12 protein-coding genes, 1 other RNA gene and 1 pseudogene are annotated in these 18,335 nt (G+C 69.7%); 9 read left to right on the forward strand and 5 right to left on the reverse strand.

Going from position 1 to position 18,335, the window contains the following annotated elements:
• Positions 1–29: 29 nt before the first annotated feature.
• From folE2 to rpmG, 4 genes and pseudogenes are all read left to right on the forward strand, one after another.
• Positions 30–974: pseudogene (folE2, locus tag NBE95_RS08445) on the forward strand (GTP cyclohydrolase FolE2); the annotation flags it as partial.
• 59 nt (positions 975–1,033) lie between these two features.
• Positions 1,034–3,424, forward strand: coding sequence for a UvrD-helicase domain-containing protein (locus NBE95_RS08450; protein WP_289893460.1), 2,391 nt, complete (start codon positions 1,034–1,036; stop codon positions 3,422–3,424).
• A gap of 294 nt (positions 3,425–3,718) precedes the next feature.
• An RNA gene (gene rnpB, locus NBE95_RS08455) (RNase P RNA component class A) lies at positions 3,719–4,086 on the forward strand.
• 213 nt (positions 4,087–4,299) lie between these two features.
• Positions 4,300–4,467 carry a 50S ribosomal protein L33 gene (gene rpmG / locus NBE95_RS08460; protein ID WP_101752137.1) on the forward strand — a complete coding sequence of 56 codons (168 nt, stop codon included), beginning with the start codon at positions 4,300–4,302 and terminating at the stop codon, positions 4,465–4,467.
• A gap of 271 nt (positions 4,468–4,738) precedes the next feature.
• Here the strand turns inward: rpmG and NBE95_RS08465 are convergent, their stop codons facing one another.
• Genes NBE95_RS08465 through NBE95_RS08475 form a run of 3 tightly spaced genes read right to left on the reverse strand, consistent with a single transcriptional unit; the run spans position 4,739 to position 10,078 of the window.
• Entirely contained in the window at positions 4,739–7,975 is a 3,237-nt protein-coding gene (locus NBE95_RS08465) for an error-prone DNA polymerase (protein ID WP_289893461.1), read from the reverse strand.
• Positions 7,975–9,495, reverse strand: a complete 1,521-nt coding sequence (locus NBE95_RS08470; protein WP_289893462.1) for a DNA polymerase Y family protein — start codon at positions 9,493–9,495, stop codon at positions 7,975–7,977. Before NBE95_RS08470 ends, NBE95_RS08465 begins: the two co-directional genes overlap by 1 nt.
• Complete coding sequence (locus NBE95_RS08475; RefSeq protein ID WP_289893463.1) at positions 9,401–10,078, reverse strand: hypothetical protein; 678 nt, start codon at positions 10,076–10,078, stop codon at positions 9,401–9,403. The genes NBE95_RS08470 and NBE95_RS08475 overlap by 95 nt, the downstream gene beginning before the upstream one ends.
• Before the next feature lie 277 nt (positions 10,079–10,355).
• On the opposite strand from NBE95_RS08475, the gene NBE95_RS08480 reads away from it, so the two are divergent.
• From NBE95_RS08480 to NBE95_RS08490, 3 genes are all read left to right on the forward strand, one after another.
• Positions 10,356–11,273, forward strand: coding sequence for a hypothetical protein (locus tag NBE95_RS08480; RefSeq protein WP_289893464.1), 918 nt, complete (start codon positions 10,356–10,358; stop codon positions 11,271–11,273).
• Positions 11,274–11,664: 391 nt separating this feature from the next.
• Positions 11,665–12,147, forward strand: a complete 483-nt coding sequence (locus NBE95_RS08485) for a hypothetical protein (RefSeq protein WP_289893465.1) — start codon at positions 11,665–11,667, stop codon at positions 12,145–12,147.
• A gap of 73 nt (positions 12,148–12,220) precedes the next feature.
• Positions 12,221–14,533 (forward strand): Tex family protein, encoded by a 2,313-nt coding sequence (locus NBE95_RS08490; RefSeq protein WP_289893466.1) that lies wholly within the window; start codon positions 12,221–12,223, stop codon positions 14,531–14,533.
• Between the two features lie 68 nt (positions 14,534–14,601).
• Here the strand turns inward: NBE95_RS08490 and pdxY are convergent, their stop codons facing one another.
• Positions 14,602–15,438, reverse strand: a complete 837-nt coding sequence (gene pdxY / locus NBE95_RS08495) for a pyridoxal kinase (protein WP_289893467.1) — start codon at positions 15,436–15,438, stop codon at positions 14,602–14,604.
• On the reverse strand, positions 15,435–16,226 hold the full coding sequence (locus tag NBE95_RS08500; RefSeq protein ID WP_289893468.1) for an MOSC domain-containing protein: 792 nt from the start codon (positions 16,224–16,226) through the stop codon (positions 15,435–15,437). The genes pdxY and NBE95_RS08500 overlap by 4 nt, the downstream gene beginning before the upstream one ends.
• 239 nt (positions 16,227–16,465) lie before the next feature.
• On the opposite strand from NBE95_RS08500, the gene NBE95_RS08505 reads away from it, so the two are divergent.
• On the forward strand, positions 16,466–17,056 hold the full coding sequence (locus NBE95_RS08505) for an ANTAR domain-containing protein (protein ID WP_289893469.1): 591 nt from the start codon (positions 16,466–16,468) through the stop codon (positions 17,054–17,056).
• A complete protein-coding gene (locus NBE95_RS08510; protein ID WP_289893470.1) occupies positions 17,047–18,219 on the forward strand; it encodes a CmpA/NrtA family ABC transporter substrate-binding protein in 1,173 nt (390 codons plus the stop codon). Before NBE95_RS08505 ends, NBE95_RS08510 begins: the two co-directional genes overlap by 10 nt.
• The last annotated feature ends 116 nt before the right edge of the window (positions 18,220–18,335 follow it).

An 18,335-nucleotide genomic window follows, 5' to 3' on the forward strand; every position in this document is an offset into this window, starting at 1 on the left:
AGGCCCGCCCCGTTGCCACCGACCGCGCCTATCCGGCGCTGAACCGCGAATATCCGGCCGATTTCCGGGTGGATGACCGCTACAAGGCCAGCCTGCCGGACCTGCAGAACGGTCCGGCCAGCCTGATCGTCGGCGCCCGCGCGCCGATCCAGCATGTCGGCATCTCGAATTTCCGCCTGCCGATCCGCTACCAGACCCGCCCCGATTCGGCCGATCATGGCGGCGAGATCACGCTGGAGACCTCGGTCACCGGCACCGTCAGCCTGGAAGCCGACCGCAAGGGTATCAACATGAGCCGCATCATGCGCTCGTTCTACGCCCATGCGGACAAGCAGTTCTCGATGGGGGTGCTGCAGGCGGCGCTGGACGACTACAAATCCGACCTCGACAGCATCGACGCCCGCATCCAGATGCGGCTGAGCTACCCGATGCAGGTCGAATCGCTGCGCTCGGGCCTGTCGGGCTGGCAATATTACGACATCGCGCTGGAACTGGTCGAAAAGGCCGGGCAGCGGCTGCGGATCATGCATTTCGACTATGTCTATTCCTCGACATGCCCCTGCTCGCTGGAACTCAGCGAGCACGCCCGGCAGATGCGCGGCCAGTTGGCGACGCCGCATTCGCAGCGCAGCATCGCCCGGATCTCGGTGGTGATGCAGGGCGACACGCTGTGGTTCGAGGACTTGGTGGCGCTGTGCCGCCGCGCCGTCGCCACCGAAACCCAGGTCATGGTCAAGCGCGAGGACGAGCAGGCCTTCGCCGAGCTGAACGCCGCGAACCCGATCTTCGTCGAGGACGCGGTGCGCGCCTTTGCCGCCGAACTGATGGCCGAGCCGCGCATCGGCGATTTCCGCGTCGTCGCCAGCCACCAGGAATCGCTGCATTCGCATGACGCGGTCTCGGTGCTGACCCAGGGCGAGACCTTCGCCCATGCCAGCCTGGACCCCGCGATCTTCGCCGGCCTCAGGGCGTGATGTGAACAAGGCGTGAACACGGGCTTTCCCGACGCGCCGGCAGCGGCTATGGTGCGGGCATGAGCAATTTCGACGACTCGGATGCCTTCGAGGCCGCAGCCGCGCCGGTGCCGCTTTCGCAACGCGCCCTGGGCGCGCGGCCGGCGCCCTATCTGGACGGGCTGAACCCGGCGCAGCGCGACGCGGTCGAGGCGCTGGACGGGCCGGTGCTGCTGCTGGCCGGCGCCGGCACCGGCAAGACCCGGGCGCTGACCACGCGCATCGCGCATCTGCTGAATCTCGGCAAGGCACGACCGGGGCAGATCCTGGCCGTGACCTTCACCAACAAGGCCGCGCGCGAGATGAAGGACCGCATCGGCCGGCTGCTGGGCGAGATGGTCGAGGGCATGCCCTGGCTTGGCACCTTCCATTCGATCAGCGTCAAGATCCTGCGCCGCCATGCCGAACTGATCGGCGATGCCGAGCTGCACCTGAAGCCCAGCTTCACCATCCTCGACACCGACGACCAGATCCGGCTGCTCAAGCAGCTGATCCAGGCCGAGAATATCGACGAAAAGCGCTGGCCGGCCCGGCAGCTCGCGCATCTGATCGACGGCTGGAAGAACCGCTGCCTGTCGCCCGCCAGGCTGCCCCGGGGCGAGGAGCGCGCCTTCGACGGCCGCGGCGGGCGGCTTTACGCCGCCTATCAGCGCCGGCTGCTCGAGCTGAACGCGGTCGATTTCGGCGACCTGCTGATGCATTGCGTGAACCTGTTCCAGGCGCATCCCGACGTGCTGCGGACCTGGCAGGACCGGTTCCGCTATATCCTGGTGGACGAATACCAGGACACCAACGTCGCGCAATACATGTGGCTGCGGCTGCTGGCGCAGGCGCATCGCAACATCTGCTGCGTCGGCGACGACGACCAGTCGATCTATGGCTGGCGCGGCGCCGAGGTCGGCAACATCCTGCGCTTCGAAAGCGATTTCCCCGGCGCCCAGGTGATCCGGCTGGAACAGAACTACCGCTCGACCCCGCATATCCTGGCCGCCGCCTCGGGGCTGATCGCGGCCAACAAGGGGCGGCTCGGCAAGACGCTGTGGACCGACGCGACCGAAGGCGAGCCGGTGCGGCTGATCGGCCATTGGGACAGCGAGGCCGAGGCGCGCTGGATCGGCGAGGAGATCGAGGCTTTCCACGGCGGCCACCGCCACAGCGTCGGCCGGCGCAGCCTGAACGACATCGCCATCCTCGTGCGGGCCAGCCACCAGATGCGGGCCTTCGAGGACCGCTTCATGACCATCGGCCTGCCCTATCGGGTGATCGGCGGCCCGCGCTTCTACGAACGCCAGGAAATCCGTGACGCCATGGCCTATTTCCGGCTGGTGGTCAGCCCCACCGACGACCTGGCCTTCGAGCGCATCGTGAACGTGCCCAAGCGCGGCCTCGGCGACAAGGCGGTGCAGACCATCCAGCGCGAGGCGCGGGACCGCGGCCTGTCGCTGCTGGAGGGCGCGGCCTCGGCCGTGGCCGCCGGCGCGCTTGGCGGCAAGGGTGCCGGGGCGCTGCGGCAGTTCACCGAGGCCATGGGCCGCTGGCATGCCGATGCGCTGGACAGCCGGGTGCGCCATGTCGAGCTGGCCGAGCGGATTCTGGACGAATCCGGCTATACCGCCATGTGGCAGAACGACAAGTCGCCCGATGCGCCGGGACGGCTCGACAACTTGAAAGAGTTGATAAAGGCGCTGGAAGAATTTGAAAACCTTCAGGGTTTCCTCGAACATGTCGCGCTGGTCATGGACAATGACAAGGGCGAGCAGTCCGAGGAGGTCTCGATCATGACGCTGCATGCCGCCAAGGGGCTGGAATATCCCGTCGTCTTCCTGCCGGGCTGGGAGGACGGGCTGTTCCCCAGCCAGCGCAGCATGGACGAAAGCGGCATGAAGGGGCTCGAGGAGGAGCGCCGCCTCGCCTATGTCGGCATTACCCGCGGCGAGGAACTGGTGACGATCAGCTTCGCCGGCAACCGCCGCATGTATGGGCAATGGCAGTCCTCGCTGCCCTCGCGCTTCATCGACGAGCTGCCCGAGGATCATGTCGAGGTGCTGACGCCGCCCGGCCTTTATGGCGGCGGCTACGGCGCGGCGGCGCAGCCTTTTGCGCAATCGGTGATGCACGAGCGCGCGGCGCGGGCGGATGTCTATAATTCGCCGGGCTGGAAACGCATGCAGGAGCGGTCCGCAGAGCGTACACAGCCCGTACACCGCACGCCGGTCGTCATCGACGCCGAGCCGGCGGCGCGGTTTGCGGTCGGCGACCGGGTGTTCCATCAGAAGTTCGGCAACGGCACGATCATGGGCATCGCCGAGGACACGCTGACCGTCGAGTTTTCCACCGGTTTCAGGACCATCAAGGCGGGCTATGTGCAGCCCGCAGCGCAGGCGGGCGGGCTGGACGACGTGCCGTTTTGAAGCGCGGCGCACACCGCCTCGGCCAGCGTCGCGATCGGCCGGCCGATCAGCCGCGACGGGATGCGGCCGTCGTCCGGACCGTGCCGCCGCATGCGGGATAGGCGCTGACGCCCCTGGGACACGAGGCGGCGTCGCGGGTTGGCGTGCCGCCGGGCTGGATCGAGGATCGCGGCTCCGGAGCGCGCGGGGCTGGACGCGAGCCTGACCCTTTCACCGTTTCTTCAATACCCCTGCGGCGGCGCGACCGGCGCGGCGCTTGACCTTGGCCGCCACCGGTTCTATCTGCCTTGCTGCGCGGATGGCCGGATGACCGCGGCGGCAACGTCGAGGAAAGTCCGGACTCCATGAAGGTACGGTGCCGGGTAACGCCCGGCGGGGGCAACCCCAGGGAAAGCGCCACAGAGAACAGACCGCCCATGCGCGCATGGGCAAGGGTGAAACGGTGGGGTAAGAGCCCACCGCGGGGCTGGCAACAGGCCCGGCACGGCAAGCCCCACCGGGAGCAATGCCGAATAGGGACCGCGCGTCGCAAGACAGGGCCGCCTTCGCCCCAGCAGGTCCGGGTTGGCAGCTAGATCCCGTCAGCAATGGCGGGGCCAGAGGAATGGTCATCGAAGGGGGCGACCCCGGAACAAAATCCGGCTTACAGGCCATCCGCGCAAATTTCCCCCGCATCCCGCCGATACGGCCGGCTGCGGGGCGTCCGGCAGGGCGTCCGGCGGTCCGTTCCAGGCCAGGCGCTTTTCGCCGCGAAGCCGCCGATTTCCGGCCGATTCCCGGTTGACTCCGTCGGTTCTGCCGCTAAAAGGCGGGCTTCAAGAGAATTCCACGGGGTCCGCGCCACGCGTCTTTGCCCCGCAGCAGGAGCGAAACAGATGGCGAAGCCGACGACGATCAAGATCCGTCTGAACTCGAGCGCCGGGACCGGGCACTTCTATGTCACCAAGAAGAACGCCCGCACGATGACCGAAAAGATGACGGTCAACAAATACGACCCGGTTGTGCGCAAGCATGTCGAGTACAAGGAAGGCAAGATCAAGTAAGATCTGCCCCTGACGGAAGAACTTTGGAACCGCGTCCCGCAAGGGGCGCGGTTTCCGCATGGGCGCGGATCAGGGTCGCGGATCAGGTCGCGGGCCCGATCCGGCGCGGCTTTGCCAGGGCTTCGGCTGGCATGCGCGGCAAGCCCTGCCCGCGGGCGGGGAAGGCGGCCGTCCGGGCTTGCGCTTGCGCGCGCAGGCAAAGCCGGTTCGGGGGCAAGGCCCGCGCGGCTCCAGCCGTTTCTGCCGCTGCAAGGCGCGCTGGCCCGGCCGGCTAGTGAAAATCCCGCGATCTGGGCAGGATGCGCACCTGGCGCGGATGGCTGGGCCGGGGCTGGGGCAGCGCGGCCGGCGCCTCTCCGGCCAGGCGCAGCAGCGCGTCGGACCGGTCGCCCAGCCCATGCGCGACGATATGGGTCACGCCCTCGGCGCGCTGGAGCCGGCCCTGGACCTCGAGCAGGCGGGCGGTCATCACCACCTTGCGGAACTGCGCGAAGGTCTTTTCCCAGATCACCAGATTGGCCACGCCGGTCTCGTCCTCCAGCGTGACGAAACAGGTGCCGTTGGCGCTGCCGGGGCGCTGGCGCACCAGCACGATGCCGGCCATGCGCAGGCTGGCCCGGTTCGGCAGGGCGGCAAGGTCCGCGGCCGAAACATAGCCCTGCGCCGTCAGGCTGCGGCGCAGGAAGGCCATGGGATGCGCTTTCAGCGACAGCCGCAACGTCTGGTAATCGGCGGTGACATGTTCGCAAAGCGGCATGGCGGGCAGGGTGACGGCGGGCTCGGCCCCCTCGTCGCGGCGTCCGAACAGCGGCAGGTCCGGCGCATCGCGCAGCGCCCGCGCCTGCCACAGCCCCGCCCGCCGGTCCAGCCCCATCGAGCGCAGCGCATCCGCCGCCGCGATCAGCCGGATGGCCCGGGCATCGAGCCCGGCGCGGGTCTTGAGATCGGCCAGGTCGGCATAGGGTTCGCTTCGCCGCGCCTTCTTGATGCGCTCGGCCAGCGGTTTCGACAGCCCGTCGATCTGGCGCAGGCCGAGGCGCAGGGCGAAACTGCCGTCGCAGGGCTCCAGCGTGTTGTCCCATGCGCTGATGTTCACATCGGCCGGCAACACGCCGACGCCGTGGTCGCGGGCGTCGCGCACGATCTGGGCGGGCGCGTAAAAGCCCATCGGCTGGCTGTTCAGCAGCGCCGCGGCAAAGGCGGCCGGGTGATGGCATTTCAACCAGGCCGAGACATAGGCCAGATGCGCGAAGGCCGCGGCATGGCTTTCCGGAAAGCCGTAATCGCCGAAGCCCTTGATCTGGTTGAAGCAGCGCTCGGCGAACTCGCGATCATAGCCGCGTTCGACCATCTTGCCGACCATGCGGCCCTGCAATCGCCCGATGGTCCCGCGCGAGCGGAAGGTGGCCATGGCCTTGCGCAACTCGTCCACCTCGTCGGGAGAGAATTGCGCCGCGACCATGGCGATCTTCATCGCCTGTTCCTGAAAGATCGGCACGCCTTCGGTGCGAAACAGGATGTTCTTCAGCTCGTCCGGGTCGCCATCCCGGGGACCGGGGTAGTCGACCGTCTCCAGCCCGGCCCGGCGGCGCAGATAGGGGTGGACCATGTTGCCCTGGATCGGCCCGGGGCGGACGATGGCGACCTGGATCACCAGATCGTAGAATTCCTTGGGCTTCAGGCGCGGCAGCATGGCCATCTGCGCCCGGCTTTCGACCTGGAAGGTGCCGATGCTGTCGCCTTTTTGCAGCATGGCATAGGTTTCCGGGTCGTCCCGGTCGAAATCCGACAGCGTCAGTGTCTTGCCGTAATGCACCCGGACCAGTTCGAAGCATTTGCGGATGCAGGTCAGCATCCCCAGCGCCAGCACATCGACCTTGAGGATGCGCAATTCGTCGATGTCGTCCTTGTCCCATTCGATGAAGCTCCGCTCCGGCATGGCGGCATTGCCGATGGGCACGGTCTCGGACAGCGGCCCCTCGGTCAGCACGAAGCCGCCGACATGCTGGGACAGGTGGCGCGGCATGCCGATCATTTCCTCGGCCAGCCGGACCGTGCGCCGCAGCAAGGGGTCGTCCAGGTCCAGTCCCGCCTGATCGGCCGAGGCGGCGGAGATGTCCTTGCCCCAGCTGCCCCAGACCGTATCGGCCAAGGCCGAGGTCACGTCCTCGGACAGGCCCATGACCTTGCCGACCTCGCGGATGGCGCTGCGCGGGCGGTAATGGATCACCGTGGCGCAAAGTCCGGCGCGGTGGCGGCCGTAGCGCTTGTAGATGTGCTGGATGACCTCCTCGCGCCGCTCATGCTCGAAATCCACGTCGATGTCGGGCGGCTCCTTGCGGTTCTGGCTGATGAACCGCTCGAACAGCAGCTCATGCTTGGCGGGATCGACCGGGGTGATGCCGAGGACGTAGCAGACCGCCGAATTGGCCGCCGAGCCGCGGCCCTGGTTCAGGATGCCCTGGTCTTCGGCATGGCGGACGATGTCGTGGATGGTCAGGAAATATTGCGCGATCTTCTTCCCGCCGATCAGCGCCAGTTCCTTTTCCAGCGTGGCGCGGACCTTCCCGGGCACGCCCGCCGGATAGCGCCAGGCCGCGCCCTGCCAGGTCAGGTTTTCCAGATGCTGCTGCGGGGTCAGGCCCGGCGGCACGCTTTCGCGGGGATATTCGTATTGCAGCTCGTCCAGCGAGAAGCGGCAGCTGTCGGCGATCTGGCGCGTGGCGCGGATGGCATGGGGCCAGTCGGCGAACAGCCGCGCCATCTCGGCCGGGGGCTTCAGGTGACGTTCGGCATTCTGCGCCAGCAGCAGCCCGGCCCGGGCGATGGTGGTGCCCGCGCGGATGCAGGTCATCACGTCCTGAAGCGGCCGGCGCTCGGGGGCGTGGTAATGCACGTCGTTCACCGCGACGATCGACAGGCCCGCCGCCCGCGCCGCCCGGTCAAGGCGGTTGATCCGCGCCCGGTCGTCGCCGCGGTAAAGCCAACTGGCCGCGACATGCGTGAGCTGCGGCAGCCGCGCGGCAAGGTCGGGCAGGGGGGCAAGATCCTTGCCCGGCAGCCAGATCAGCCGCATCCCCCGGGCATGGCCGGCCAGATCGTCGAGGCTCAGGTCGCAACGGCCCTTCTGCTGCCAGTTCCCGTCCAGATCGTGCCGTCGGCCCTTGGTGATCAGCGCGGCGAGCCGGCCATAGGCCGCGCGGTCGGTCGGATAGGCCAGGAAAGCGGTGCCGTCCGCCAGCACGATCCGCGCCCCGATCACCGGGCGCAGTTGCAGCTTCCTGGCCGCGGCATACAGCCGCACCACCCCGGCCAGGCTGTTCAGGTCGGCGATCCCCAGCGCGTCATAGCCCATGAGATGCGCCGCCAGCGCCAGCTCGCGCGGGTGCGAGGCGCCGTGCAGGAAGCTGAAGGCGCTGGTCACCGCCAGCTCGACGTAATCCGCGGGCGGGTTCGGGTGCTCGACCGGGGGCAGCGGGATCTCGGGGCGGGCATGATGGTCGGGCATCAGGCGAAGATCCCGTGCAGGAACCAGCGCGGCGTGCCGCCGCGGCCGTCATGGACCAGCCCCTCGCGATAGATCCACAGCCGCAGGCCGTTGTCGTCCTCGATGCGGAAATAGTCGCGCAGCCGGGTGCCGGGGCGGTCGTGCCACCATTCCGGGGCGATGCGCTCGGGCCCGGCATGGCGGGCGATGCGCAGGGTCTGGCGGCGCCAGAGGAACTGCGCCGGCGGCCCCTCGGGGATGGCGTACAGGACGCGGATCTCCTCGGGCGGGGTCAGCAGGCGGATCGGCCGCTCGGGGCGGGCGGGTGGGACGGGGATGGTGGCCAGCGGCGGGCCGGGCGTCTGGGCGCGTTCGGGGACATGGCTTTCGCGCGGCAGCGGGCGGCTGATCGCCGCCGTGCCGAAGCGCGCCGCCAGCCGGTCCACCAGCCGCGCCAGCGCCAGCCCCTGGGGTGCGGCGCCGTCCAGGCCGGGCTGGGCCTGGGCCAGCGGCTCGACGGCCTCGGCGGCCAGGCGGATCAGGTCGAAGCCATAGCCGGGGTCCAGCCGCTCCAGCCGGCCGTCGAACAGGCGCAGCAGATGGCCGGGTTCGCGCGTGGGCGCCGCCATGGCGACGCGGATGTCGCGCCGTTCGCCATCGACGCGAAACACCGACAGGCAGAGCCGCCGGCAGCCGCGATCCGCCGCCGCCATCTGCGCGCAAAGCGTCTCCAGCAGCCCGGGCAGCCAGTCCGAGGGGTCCATCACCGGCTCGGCCAGCCGGGCCTCGGCGGCGAATGCCGGTGCGGGCTCGGGCGCGTCCAGCGGCTCGGCCGCGCGCCCCAGCGCCTGGTCGAGGCGGATCAGCGGATTGTCCTGCGCCGCGGCGCGGGCAAAGCGGCGCATCAGCGACAGCCGCGGAAGCGCCGCCAGATCGCCAATGGTCTTGAGCCCCAGCCGGCGCAGCAGCAGCAGGGTTTCACCCGAAAGCCGCAGCCCGGCGACCGGCAGCGGCGCCAAGGCCGGCAGCGGATCGGTGCAGAGCGCCCGCTCGGGCCCGAAGCGGGCCAGCGCCCAGGCCGCGCCGCGCGTCGGCGCCAGCGCCGGCCGCGCGGTCAGCCCGGCGCGGGCGAAACCGGCCTGGATCCCGGCCAGCAGCGCCGCCTCGCCGCCGAACAGATGCGCGGCGCCGGTGGTGTCGAGGATGAGGCCGTCATCGCCGTCCGGCGTGCTGAAGGGCCCCCAGCGCCGCGCCCAGAAGGCCAGCCGCGCCAGCCTTGCCGCATCGCGGTCGGGTTCGGCCGGCTCGATGCGCAGGGCCGGGCAGATGGCGCGGCTGTCCACGGCGCGGGCGCCGATGCGGGCGCCGGCCCGTTCGGCGGCGCGGTTCGCGGCATGGATGACGGGCCCGTGCGGACCGGGCGCGGCCAGCGCCAGCGGGATCTGCTCAGGCCAGGCGTCGCCCCGGCGCGCGGCGCGGCTCAGCCAGCTCTCGATCGCGAGGCGGGGCAGAGAAATCGAGACGATCCGCCGCCCGGTCATGACGCGCCACCCAGGTCGAGGGCGCCCGGCCGCGCGCCCGGAACAGTTCCGCCAGCCAGCGCGGATCGCCCGGCGCCTGCGGGTCGTCCGGGTCGGGGGCCGAGGGCAGCGGCGTCAGCCGCCAGCGCATCCGCGCCGCGCTGGGTTCGGGCGGCGCGGCATGGCGGATCAGCCAGCAGGGCAGGCCAGCCGCCTCGGCCCGCAGCGCCAGGCGGCGGCTGGCGGTGAAGTTCAGCGCCGAAGGGGAGCCATGAATCTCGCCCACCACGGCGGCCAGGGCGCGGCCTTGCAGCCCGTCCTCCAGCGCGGCCAGCACATCGGCCGGGCGTGACAGGTCCAGCCGCAGCAGGTCGCGGCCCATGCCGGGCAGGAAGGGGGCGCCGAACTCGGCCCGGCTCAGCCGGTCCTGCGCCCAGAGCACCAGTCCCGGCGGCAGGGCGGCCAGCACGAATCCGGAAGCCGCGCCCGCCAGAGGGCGGGTGCCGAAGGCTTCGGACAGGGTCGGCGCGGTCGGTTGCGGCGCCGCGGGGACTAGCGCCCGTCCGAAAGGCGCCACCCCGGAAGGGAAAGGGCGAGCGGACATGGTTCAGCCATTATGTTCTTCTTTTGTTCTAGAAGGGCCGAAGGGATTCGTCAATCGCGCGGTCGCCTGCGCGAAGGGCTTGGGGCCAGCCTTCATGGTGCTGCGCAGGAGCCACGGGCAGCGCTTTCGGCGCGCGAGGTGCCGACACGCGCCGAAAGCGCCGTCGCGCGAAGGGCAGGGCGCCGCGCCTTTCGCCCGCCCGCCCAACCCTATCGAGCCGAGTTGCCACCCGCGCGCGCTGCTGTATTGTCTGCCCGCGCACAACCGGAGGGAGTCGATGGCTTGCAAGACCGTGCTGGCGGATCATGCGGATTACCGGATCACGCTGCATGTCGCTTCCGCCCAACCCAGCCAGCGGATCGTGATCACCTTCGGCGGGCAGCCATCCGGCCTTGCCGACGACGGTTTCGGCACGCCTTTCTGCCTGGAGCATGGCTGGGACACCATCTATGTCGCGCAGCGGCACGGCACGCAATTCCAGGGCCTGTCGATCCAGGACTTCCAGACCGTCGTGCGGCCGGTCTGCGCCGGCCGGGACGTGGTGACCTATGGATCCAGCCTTGGGGCCTATGCGGCGCTCTATTACGGCGGCGCGGTCGATGCGCGGATGATCGCCGCGGCGCCGATGCTGCCCGCCTGGCGGCCGCTGAAGCTGCGGGCCTACGAGGATCTGCCGGTGACCCATGGCGACATCAAGGACGGGCCCCTGTCGCGGCACGACCCGGTGGTGATCTACGACCCGCATATCCGCAATGACACGCATCTCATCCGCGAGTTGGTGGCGCCGGCCTATCCCAATCTTCGGCCGGTCGAGGTGCCCTATGCCGGCCATACCGTGCTTGTCACCCTGTCGCAGGCGCGGCTGCTGAAGCCGCTGGTCCTGGGAATCATCGAGCATGACGCGATCATTCCTTTCGACCCTCCCGGCGAAGGAACGGCGATTTATCATGGCGAGCTTGGCCGCAGCCTTATCCGGACCGACAGGAAAGCCGCGCGGGCCGAACTGGAAAAGAGCCTCGCCATTGCGCCATCGAAGCGGTTCTTCGGCATGCTGGTCAACCTGCTGATCCGCAGCGGCGACCACGAGGCCGCGCAACAATTGATCTGCAAGGCGGAGAACTCGGGAGACAAGCGTTTGGGGCTGGTGCCCTCGGTCCGGCAGACGGCGATCAACGCCGGGCTGAGGGTCGGGTAAGGTTCGCGCAACAGCGGGCAAAGCGCGTTCTTGGGCATTCTGACGATGCCGCCTCTTGTCCCGGCGTCCGGGCATGGCCCATGATACGGCCCATGAAGCGGACGCCGACAGATTGCTGAGCCAAGCTGTTTGCGACCATCGGCCGGATATATGCCGGCGCGCATCGGGGAATCATGCTGCCCTGACCGGAACAGGTTAACGACGGCCATCCGCAACCTGAGGCTGTTAGCGGAACCACTCTGGAAGTTCATAAGGAAATACAGCAATATCAATAAATTGATTGCAGTAATCCGGCCATTTCCTGACCTGTCCCAAAGGGCAACTGGCAATCCGCGTGCGAAACGCGTTAATTGCATTTTATTAAATGTTCTCAATTTCGAGTTGGTGAGTGATGCTGGTAAACGGTAAGGTCCTGAATTTTTCCGCGATGAACGCTGCCCGCGAGTCGGGCGAGTTCGGCTTTGCGCATCTGCAGGTCTCGGGCATCGAGACGCTGGGCGTGAGCTTTTCGGGTTCGGTCGCGGATTGGTGCGAACTCGGCTTCTCGATCTGCGAAAGCTATCTGATCGAGGCGCAGAACATCTACATTGAAAACGATCTGGGCGGCTTCCTCTCGATGGCCGAGGCGCAGTTCGACGCCGACCTGTCCGACGAGGTGCTGGCCCATGCCAATACGCTGCTTCGCGGCGTCGCCTTCCGCCGGCTCGCCGGCGAACTGCAGGTGGTCGAGACGGTCGAGGGCCAGGCGGATCTGGACTGGCAGACGGTCGCCAGCCTGTGGCGTGCCATGGAGACGACGCAGGGCGACATGCGCATGCCGCGTCTGGATGCCGGCTTCGAGAAGCAGTTGCGCGCCGCGATGCGGCTGAGCTGAGCCGCGGCCCGGTTCTCGCGATGCTTGGATCGCGGGCCGGTTTTGGCTATGACGGCGGTCCAGACCTGAAAGGATGCCGCCCGTGGACGCAACCGACCGCATCGCCCGCACCATCGCCGCCGAGATCGCTGCCCGCCCCGACCAGGTGGCGGCGGCGACCAGCCTGCTGGACGGGGGCGCCACGGTGCCCTTCGTCGCGCGTTACCGCAAGGAAGTGACGGGCGGGCTGGACGACACCCAGCTGCGCACCCTGTCCGAGCGGCTGGCCTATCTGCGCGAGCTCGAGGCGCGGCGGAGCGCGATCCTCGAATCGATCGGGGGGCAGGGCAAGCTGACCGAGGATCTGGCCCGCGCCATCGCCGGGGCCGAGACCAAGGCCACGCTTGAAGACATCTACCTGCCCTTCAAGCCCAAGCGGCGCACCAAGGCGATGATCGCGCGCGAAAACGGGCTGGAGCCGCTGCTGCGCGCCATCCAGGACGACCGCGCCGCCGAACCCGAGGCGCTGGCGGCGGGCCATGTCTCGGAAGCGGTGCCGGATGTGAAAGCGGCGCTGGACGGGGCGCGCGACATCCTGGTCGAGGAACTGTCCGAGAATGCGGCGCTGCTGGGCCGGCTGCGCGAATTCATGCAGGCCGAGGCGATCATCCGCGCCAAGGTGGTGCCGGGTAAGGAGCAGGTCGGCGCCAAGTTCAGCGATTATTTCGACCAGTCCGAGAAATGGGCCAGCATCCCCGCGCATCGGGCGCTGGCCATCCTGCGCGGCGCCAAGGAGGAGGTGCTGACCATCGAGATCGCCCCCGAGCCGGAAACCGGCGCGGCGCGGGCCGAGGGCATCGTCGCCTCGGCCCTGGGGCGGCTGGGGGACCAGCCGGGCGACCGCTGGCTGCGCAAGGTGGCGGGCTGGTGCTGGCGGGTGCGGCTGTCGAACACCATGTATATCGACCTGATGACCGAGCTGCGCACCCGCGCCCATGCCGAGGCGATCCGGGTCTTCGCCCGCAATCTCAAGGATCTGCTGCTGGCCTCGCCCGCCGGACCGCGCCCGACCATCGGGCTGGACCCCGGCATCCGCACCGGGGTCAAGCTGGCCGCCGTCGACGGCACCGGCAAGCTGGTCGAGACGGCGACGCTGTATCCCTTCCCGCCGAAATCCGACCTGCGCGGCGCGGAAGCGGCGCTGGCCGCCGCCATCGTCAAGCACAGGATCGAGCTGATCGCCATCGGCAACGGCACCGCCAGCCGCGAGACCGAGCGTTTCGTGGCCGAGGTGCTGAAGCGCCTGCCCGAAGGGGTGAAACAGCCGGTCAAGGTGATCGTCAGCGAGGCCGGCGCCTCGGTCTATTCCGCCTCGGAGCTGGCGGCGCGGGAATTCCCGGAGCTCGACGTCTCGCTGCGCGGCGCGGTCTCCATTGGCCGGCGGCTGCAAGACCCGCTGGCCGAGCTGGTGAAGGTGCCGCCCGAAGCGATCGGCGTCGGGCAGTATCAGCATGACGTGGACCAGCGCCGGCTGGCCAAGACCCTGGAGGCGGTGGTCGAGGATGCGGTGAACGCGGTGGGGGTGGACCTGAACACCGCCTCGGCCCCGCTGCTGGCGCATGTGGCCGGGTTGGGTCCGTCGCTGGCGCAGAACATCGTGGCCTGGCGCGACGAGCATGGCGCCTTCCCGTCGCGCGCGGCGCTGAAGAAGGTCGGCGGGCTTGGCCCGCGCGCCTTCGAGCAATGCGCGGGTTTCCTGCGCATCCGAGACGGCAAGGAGCCGCTGGACGCTTCCTCGGTCCACCCCGAGGCATACGGCGTCGCGCGCCGCATCGTCGCCGCCTGCGGCCGCGACATCCGCCAGATCATGGGCGATGGCGCGGCGCTGAAGGGCGTCCGGGCGGAATCCTTCGTCGACGAGCATTTCGGCCTGCCCACCATTCGCGACATCCTGACCGAGCTGGAAAAACCCGGCCGCGACCCGCGGCCGAGCTTCGTCACCGCAAGCTTTGCCGAGGGGGTCGAGGATATCAGGGATCTGCGGCCGGGCATGGCGCTGGAGGGCACGGTGACCAATGTCGCCGCCTTCGGCGCCTTCGTCGATATCGGCGTGCATCAGGACGGGCTGGTGCATATCAGCCAGCTGGCCGACCGTTTCGTCAAGGATCCGAACGAGGTGGTGAAGGTCGGCGATGTGGTCAAGGTCCGGGTGACCGAGGTGGATGTGGCCAGAAAGCGCATCGGCCTGACCATGCGCAAGGACGGCGGCGCCGCCGCCCGCGAGGCGCAGAAGGAGCGCGGGCCCAAGGTCCAGCCGGCGCGCGGCCCGAAATCCGCCGCCCCTGCCGGCAAGGAGCAGCCCGGCGCCCTGGGCGCGGCGCTGCTGAACGCATTGCGCAAGACCTGAGGGGGCGCTGCCCCCGCCGCGCCTGCGGCACGGCTAAGGGGGTATTTGGGCAACGAAGAAGCCCGGGATCAGCAGCCCAGCAGGGCCGCCCGGAACTTGGGATCCGACAGCACCACCTCTTTCGTTCCCAGTTCCGCCGCGCGCGTCAGCGCGCGCGCGGTCTGGAGCTGCGCAAACTCCACCGCCTGGGAGAGGCTGCGGCCTTGCCCCAGCGCGGCGGTGATCAGCCCGGCGAACAGGTCGCCGGTCCCGGCCAGCGCCACCGGCAGATGCGGCGTCGGATGGCGCGTCAGCCCCTGCGGTCCCAGGATCACGCTTTCCAGCATGCCGGGCGCGGTCTCGCGCAGCCGGCAGCCGGTGACGATCAGCTGCGCCGCGGGCGCCATGCGCAGCCCTTGCGCGGCGCGGTGGATGTCGGACAGTTCCGTGATGGGCTGCCCGGTCAGCCAGGCGACCTCGAACGGGTTGGGCGAGGCGATGTCGGCCATGGGCAGCAGCCGGTCGCGGAAGGTGTCGGCGATCTCTTGCGGCACATAGAGGCCCGGCAGCTCGTCGCCCAGCACCGGGTCGCAGTAATAGCGCAGGCCCGGGTTCGCTGCCTTGGCGCGGGCGACGAAATCGGCGGTCAGCCGCGCCACCTCGACCGAGCCGATATAGCCAGTCAGCAGGACATCCGCGCGTTCCGGCAGGCCGCGATCCCAGAGGCCCTGCAGAAGGTCGGCGAAAAAATCGCCGGGCAGCGGCCGGCCGCGCAGGCTGGGATAGTCCGGGGTGTTGGAAAAGATCACCGTCGGGACCGGCGCTACCTCCAGCCCCGCCGCCAGCATCGGAAACACCGCCGCCGAATTGCCGACATGGCCCATGACCACCTGGCTTTGGATCGAGATCACCAGCGGGCGGCTCATGCGCCGCCCTCCAGCCGCTTCGACCAATCCTCGACCCGGCCGCTTTCCAGCCGGCGCACCGCGTAGCGCCGCCAGCCCTCGGCCAGCACGTCCAGCGCGGCGATGCCCTGCAATTCGCCGAGGTTCAGCCGGTCCACGTAAAGCGCATGCCAGAGCCGGCGCAGCGTCCAGTCGGGCGCCACGCGGTCGATCCGCTCCAGCCGGTCGCCGGGGGCGACGATGCCGGGCTGCAGGACGCGGTAATACCAGCCGGTGCGGCCGCTTTGCTGTACGCGCCGCGCCATGTCCGCGACGCCGAAGCGCCGGTTCAGCTTCCAGCAGGGTTGCCGGCCCTGCGACACTTGCACCAGCGCCGAGCCGAGCCGGAAGATGTCGCCCACCGCGACATCCGTCTCGGTCAGGCCCCGGGTCGAGATGTTCTCGCCGAAGGCGCCGGGTGCATCCAGCGGCCCGCCGGTTTCCCCGTTTTCCGGACGCCCCATCGGGGGCGGGCCACCGAATCCGCCACCGGTCCGAGAATCGGCGGCCGGCGGGTGCGGCCCGCCCGGCGGTTCGGCCGGACGCAGTGGTCCAAGTTCCTCGCGCCAGGCCGGGTAATGGTCGAAAGCATAATGGTGCACGGCCTTTTCCGGCCCGCCATGCACACGGCGGTCGGCCTGCTCGTCGCCCTCGAACCCCCCGGGGCCAAGCGTCAGCGGCCGGTCCGCCGGGCGCTTGTCGATGCCGCTGAGCTGGTCGCTGCCCGGCAGCGGCGCCGCCTTGCCCGTCAGCAGGATGATCTGGGCCATGGTTCCCCCGGCTTGCCTGGATGCGGGCAGATTAGCCAAGGAACCGGCAAGCTCAAGGGGCCAAGACCCGGCCGGTTCCGCCCCGCCCGCATCGCCGCGCTGCCCGTTCCCCGCGCGCGGCGGCGCATATCTGCCCGGTCCTTGCGCAGGGCGCGGACGCGCAGGGCGACGCGCGCGGCAGGCATTGCCGGCGCCCGGTTCCGCTGGCACCTGCTGGGACGGGAGAGAGCAGGAAGCAGATGGACAAGCGCCTTTCGATCGTCGTCATCGAGCCCGACCCGGAACGCGCCGCCCCGATCGTGGACGGGCTGCGCGAGGTCGGCGACCACGACATCCGCATCATCTCGGAGGAAACCGGTCTCGCGCGCCACATCGCCGAATGCCGGCCCGATATGGTGCTGATCGACCTGGCCAACCCCTCGCGCGACGTGCTCGAGGAGCTGGCGCTGGCCTCGGGCCCGACCGAGCGGCCGGTGGCGATGTTCGTGGACCGCTCGGACGAGCACCTGACGCGGGCGGCGGTCGAGGCCGGCATTTCGGCCTATGTCGTGGACGGGCTGCGGCCCGAGCGCATCAAGCCGGTGCTGGACGCGGCCATCGCGCGCTTTCACATGTTCCAGCGCATGCGCGCCGAACTGGCCGCGACCCGCGCCGCGCTGGAGGAGCGCAAGGTGATCGACCGCGCCAAGGCGGTGCTGATGAAGGCGCGCGGCATCGACGAGGAGGCCGCCTATGCGCTGTTGCGCAAGGCGGCGATGGACCAGGGCAAGCGCGTGGCCGAGATCGCCCAGCAGCTGGTCCTGGCCGCGGGGTTGCTGTCATGCCGCTGACGCCCCTGCGCCTGGGCTATGTGCCGCTGATCGACGCGGCGCCCCTGATCGTGGCGCGCGAGCTGGGCTTCGCCGCCGAGGAAGGGCTGGCGTTCCGGCTGCTGCGCCTGGGCGCCTGGGCGCAGGCCCGCGACATGCTGGGCGCCGGGCTGATCGAGGCGGCGCATATGCTGGCGCCGATGCCGGTGGCGCAGGCGCTGGGGCTGGGTCCGGCGCTGCCGGATCTGGACCTGGCGATGTTCCTGTCGCAGGGCGGGCAGGCGGTCGCGGTCGGCGCCGCCTTGGCCGCCAGGATGCGCGACCAAGGCCATGATTTCGACTTTCGCGATGCCCGCAAGGCGGGGCTTGCGCTGCAACGCGCCGCGTCCGCCCGGCTGCGGGTGGGCGTGCCGTTCCATTTCTCGACGCAGTTGGAGCTGATCCGGCACTGGCTTGGCGCCTGCGGCTTCAGCCCGGCGCTGGAGGTCGTCACCGTGCCGCCGCCGCTGATGGCCGAATCCATGGCCGCGGGCGAGCTCGACGCCTTTTGCGTCGGCGAGCCCTGGGCGTCCAGCGCCGTGGACCGGGGCCTTGCCGCGCTGCTGTTGCCCGGCACGGCGATCTGGGCCGCGCCGCCGGAAAAGGGCCTGGTGCTGCGCCGCGATTTCACCGTCTCCGATCCGCAGCTTACCGGGGCGCTGATGCGGGCGGTCTGGCGGGCCGGGCGCTGGCTCGACGAGCCCGAGAACCGCGACACCGCCGCCGAGATCCTGTCGCGGCGCGAATATCTGGACCTGCCGGCCGAACTGGCCGAGCGCGGACTGACCGGGCGGCTGCAGGTCACCCCTGCGGGCGAGTTCCGCCATGTGCCGGGCTTTGTCGCCTTCCATGCCGGGGCGGCGAACTTCCCCTGGAAAAGCCTGGCCGCCCTGTTCGCGCAGCGCATCGCCCGGCGTCATGGGCTGGAGCCCGGGCCGGCGATGCAAAAGGCGATGACGCATTTCCGCACCGATCTTTACCGCGCGCATCTGCGCGAAGCCGGGGCGGCGCTTCCGGGCGCCTCGGCCCGGCTGGAGGGCGCGCTGGCCGAGGACCGCGAGGTCGCGGCCGAAAAGGGCCAGATGATTCTGCGCGCCGATGCCTTCTTCGACGGCACCGTCTTCGAGCCGCCCTTCGCAAGCTGAGCGTTTCGCGGGCAGGCCGGGCGCGGTGCTGCCCGGGTTTCGGGCGAAACCGGCGGCGGATGCTGCGATGCCGCATCGACGCTTGATCCGCCCGGTTCGCTGATCCAGTCTGATCC

It is taken from the genome of Paracoccus sp. TOH (assembly GCF_030388245.1).
GTDB classification, from domain to species: Bacteria; Pseudomonadota; Alphaproteobacteria; order Rhodobacterales; family Rhodobacteraceae; genus Paracoccus; species Paracoccus simplex.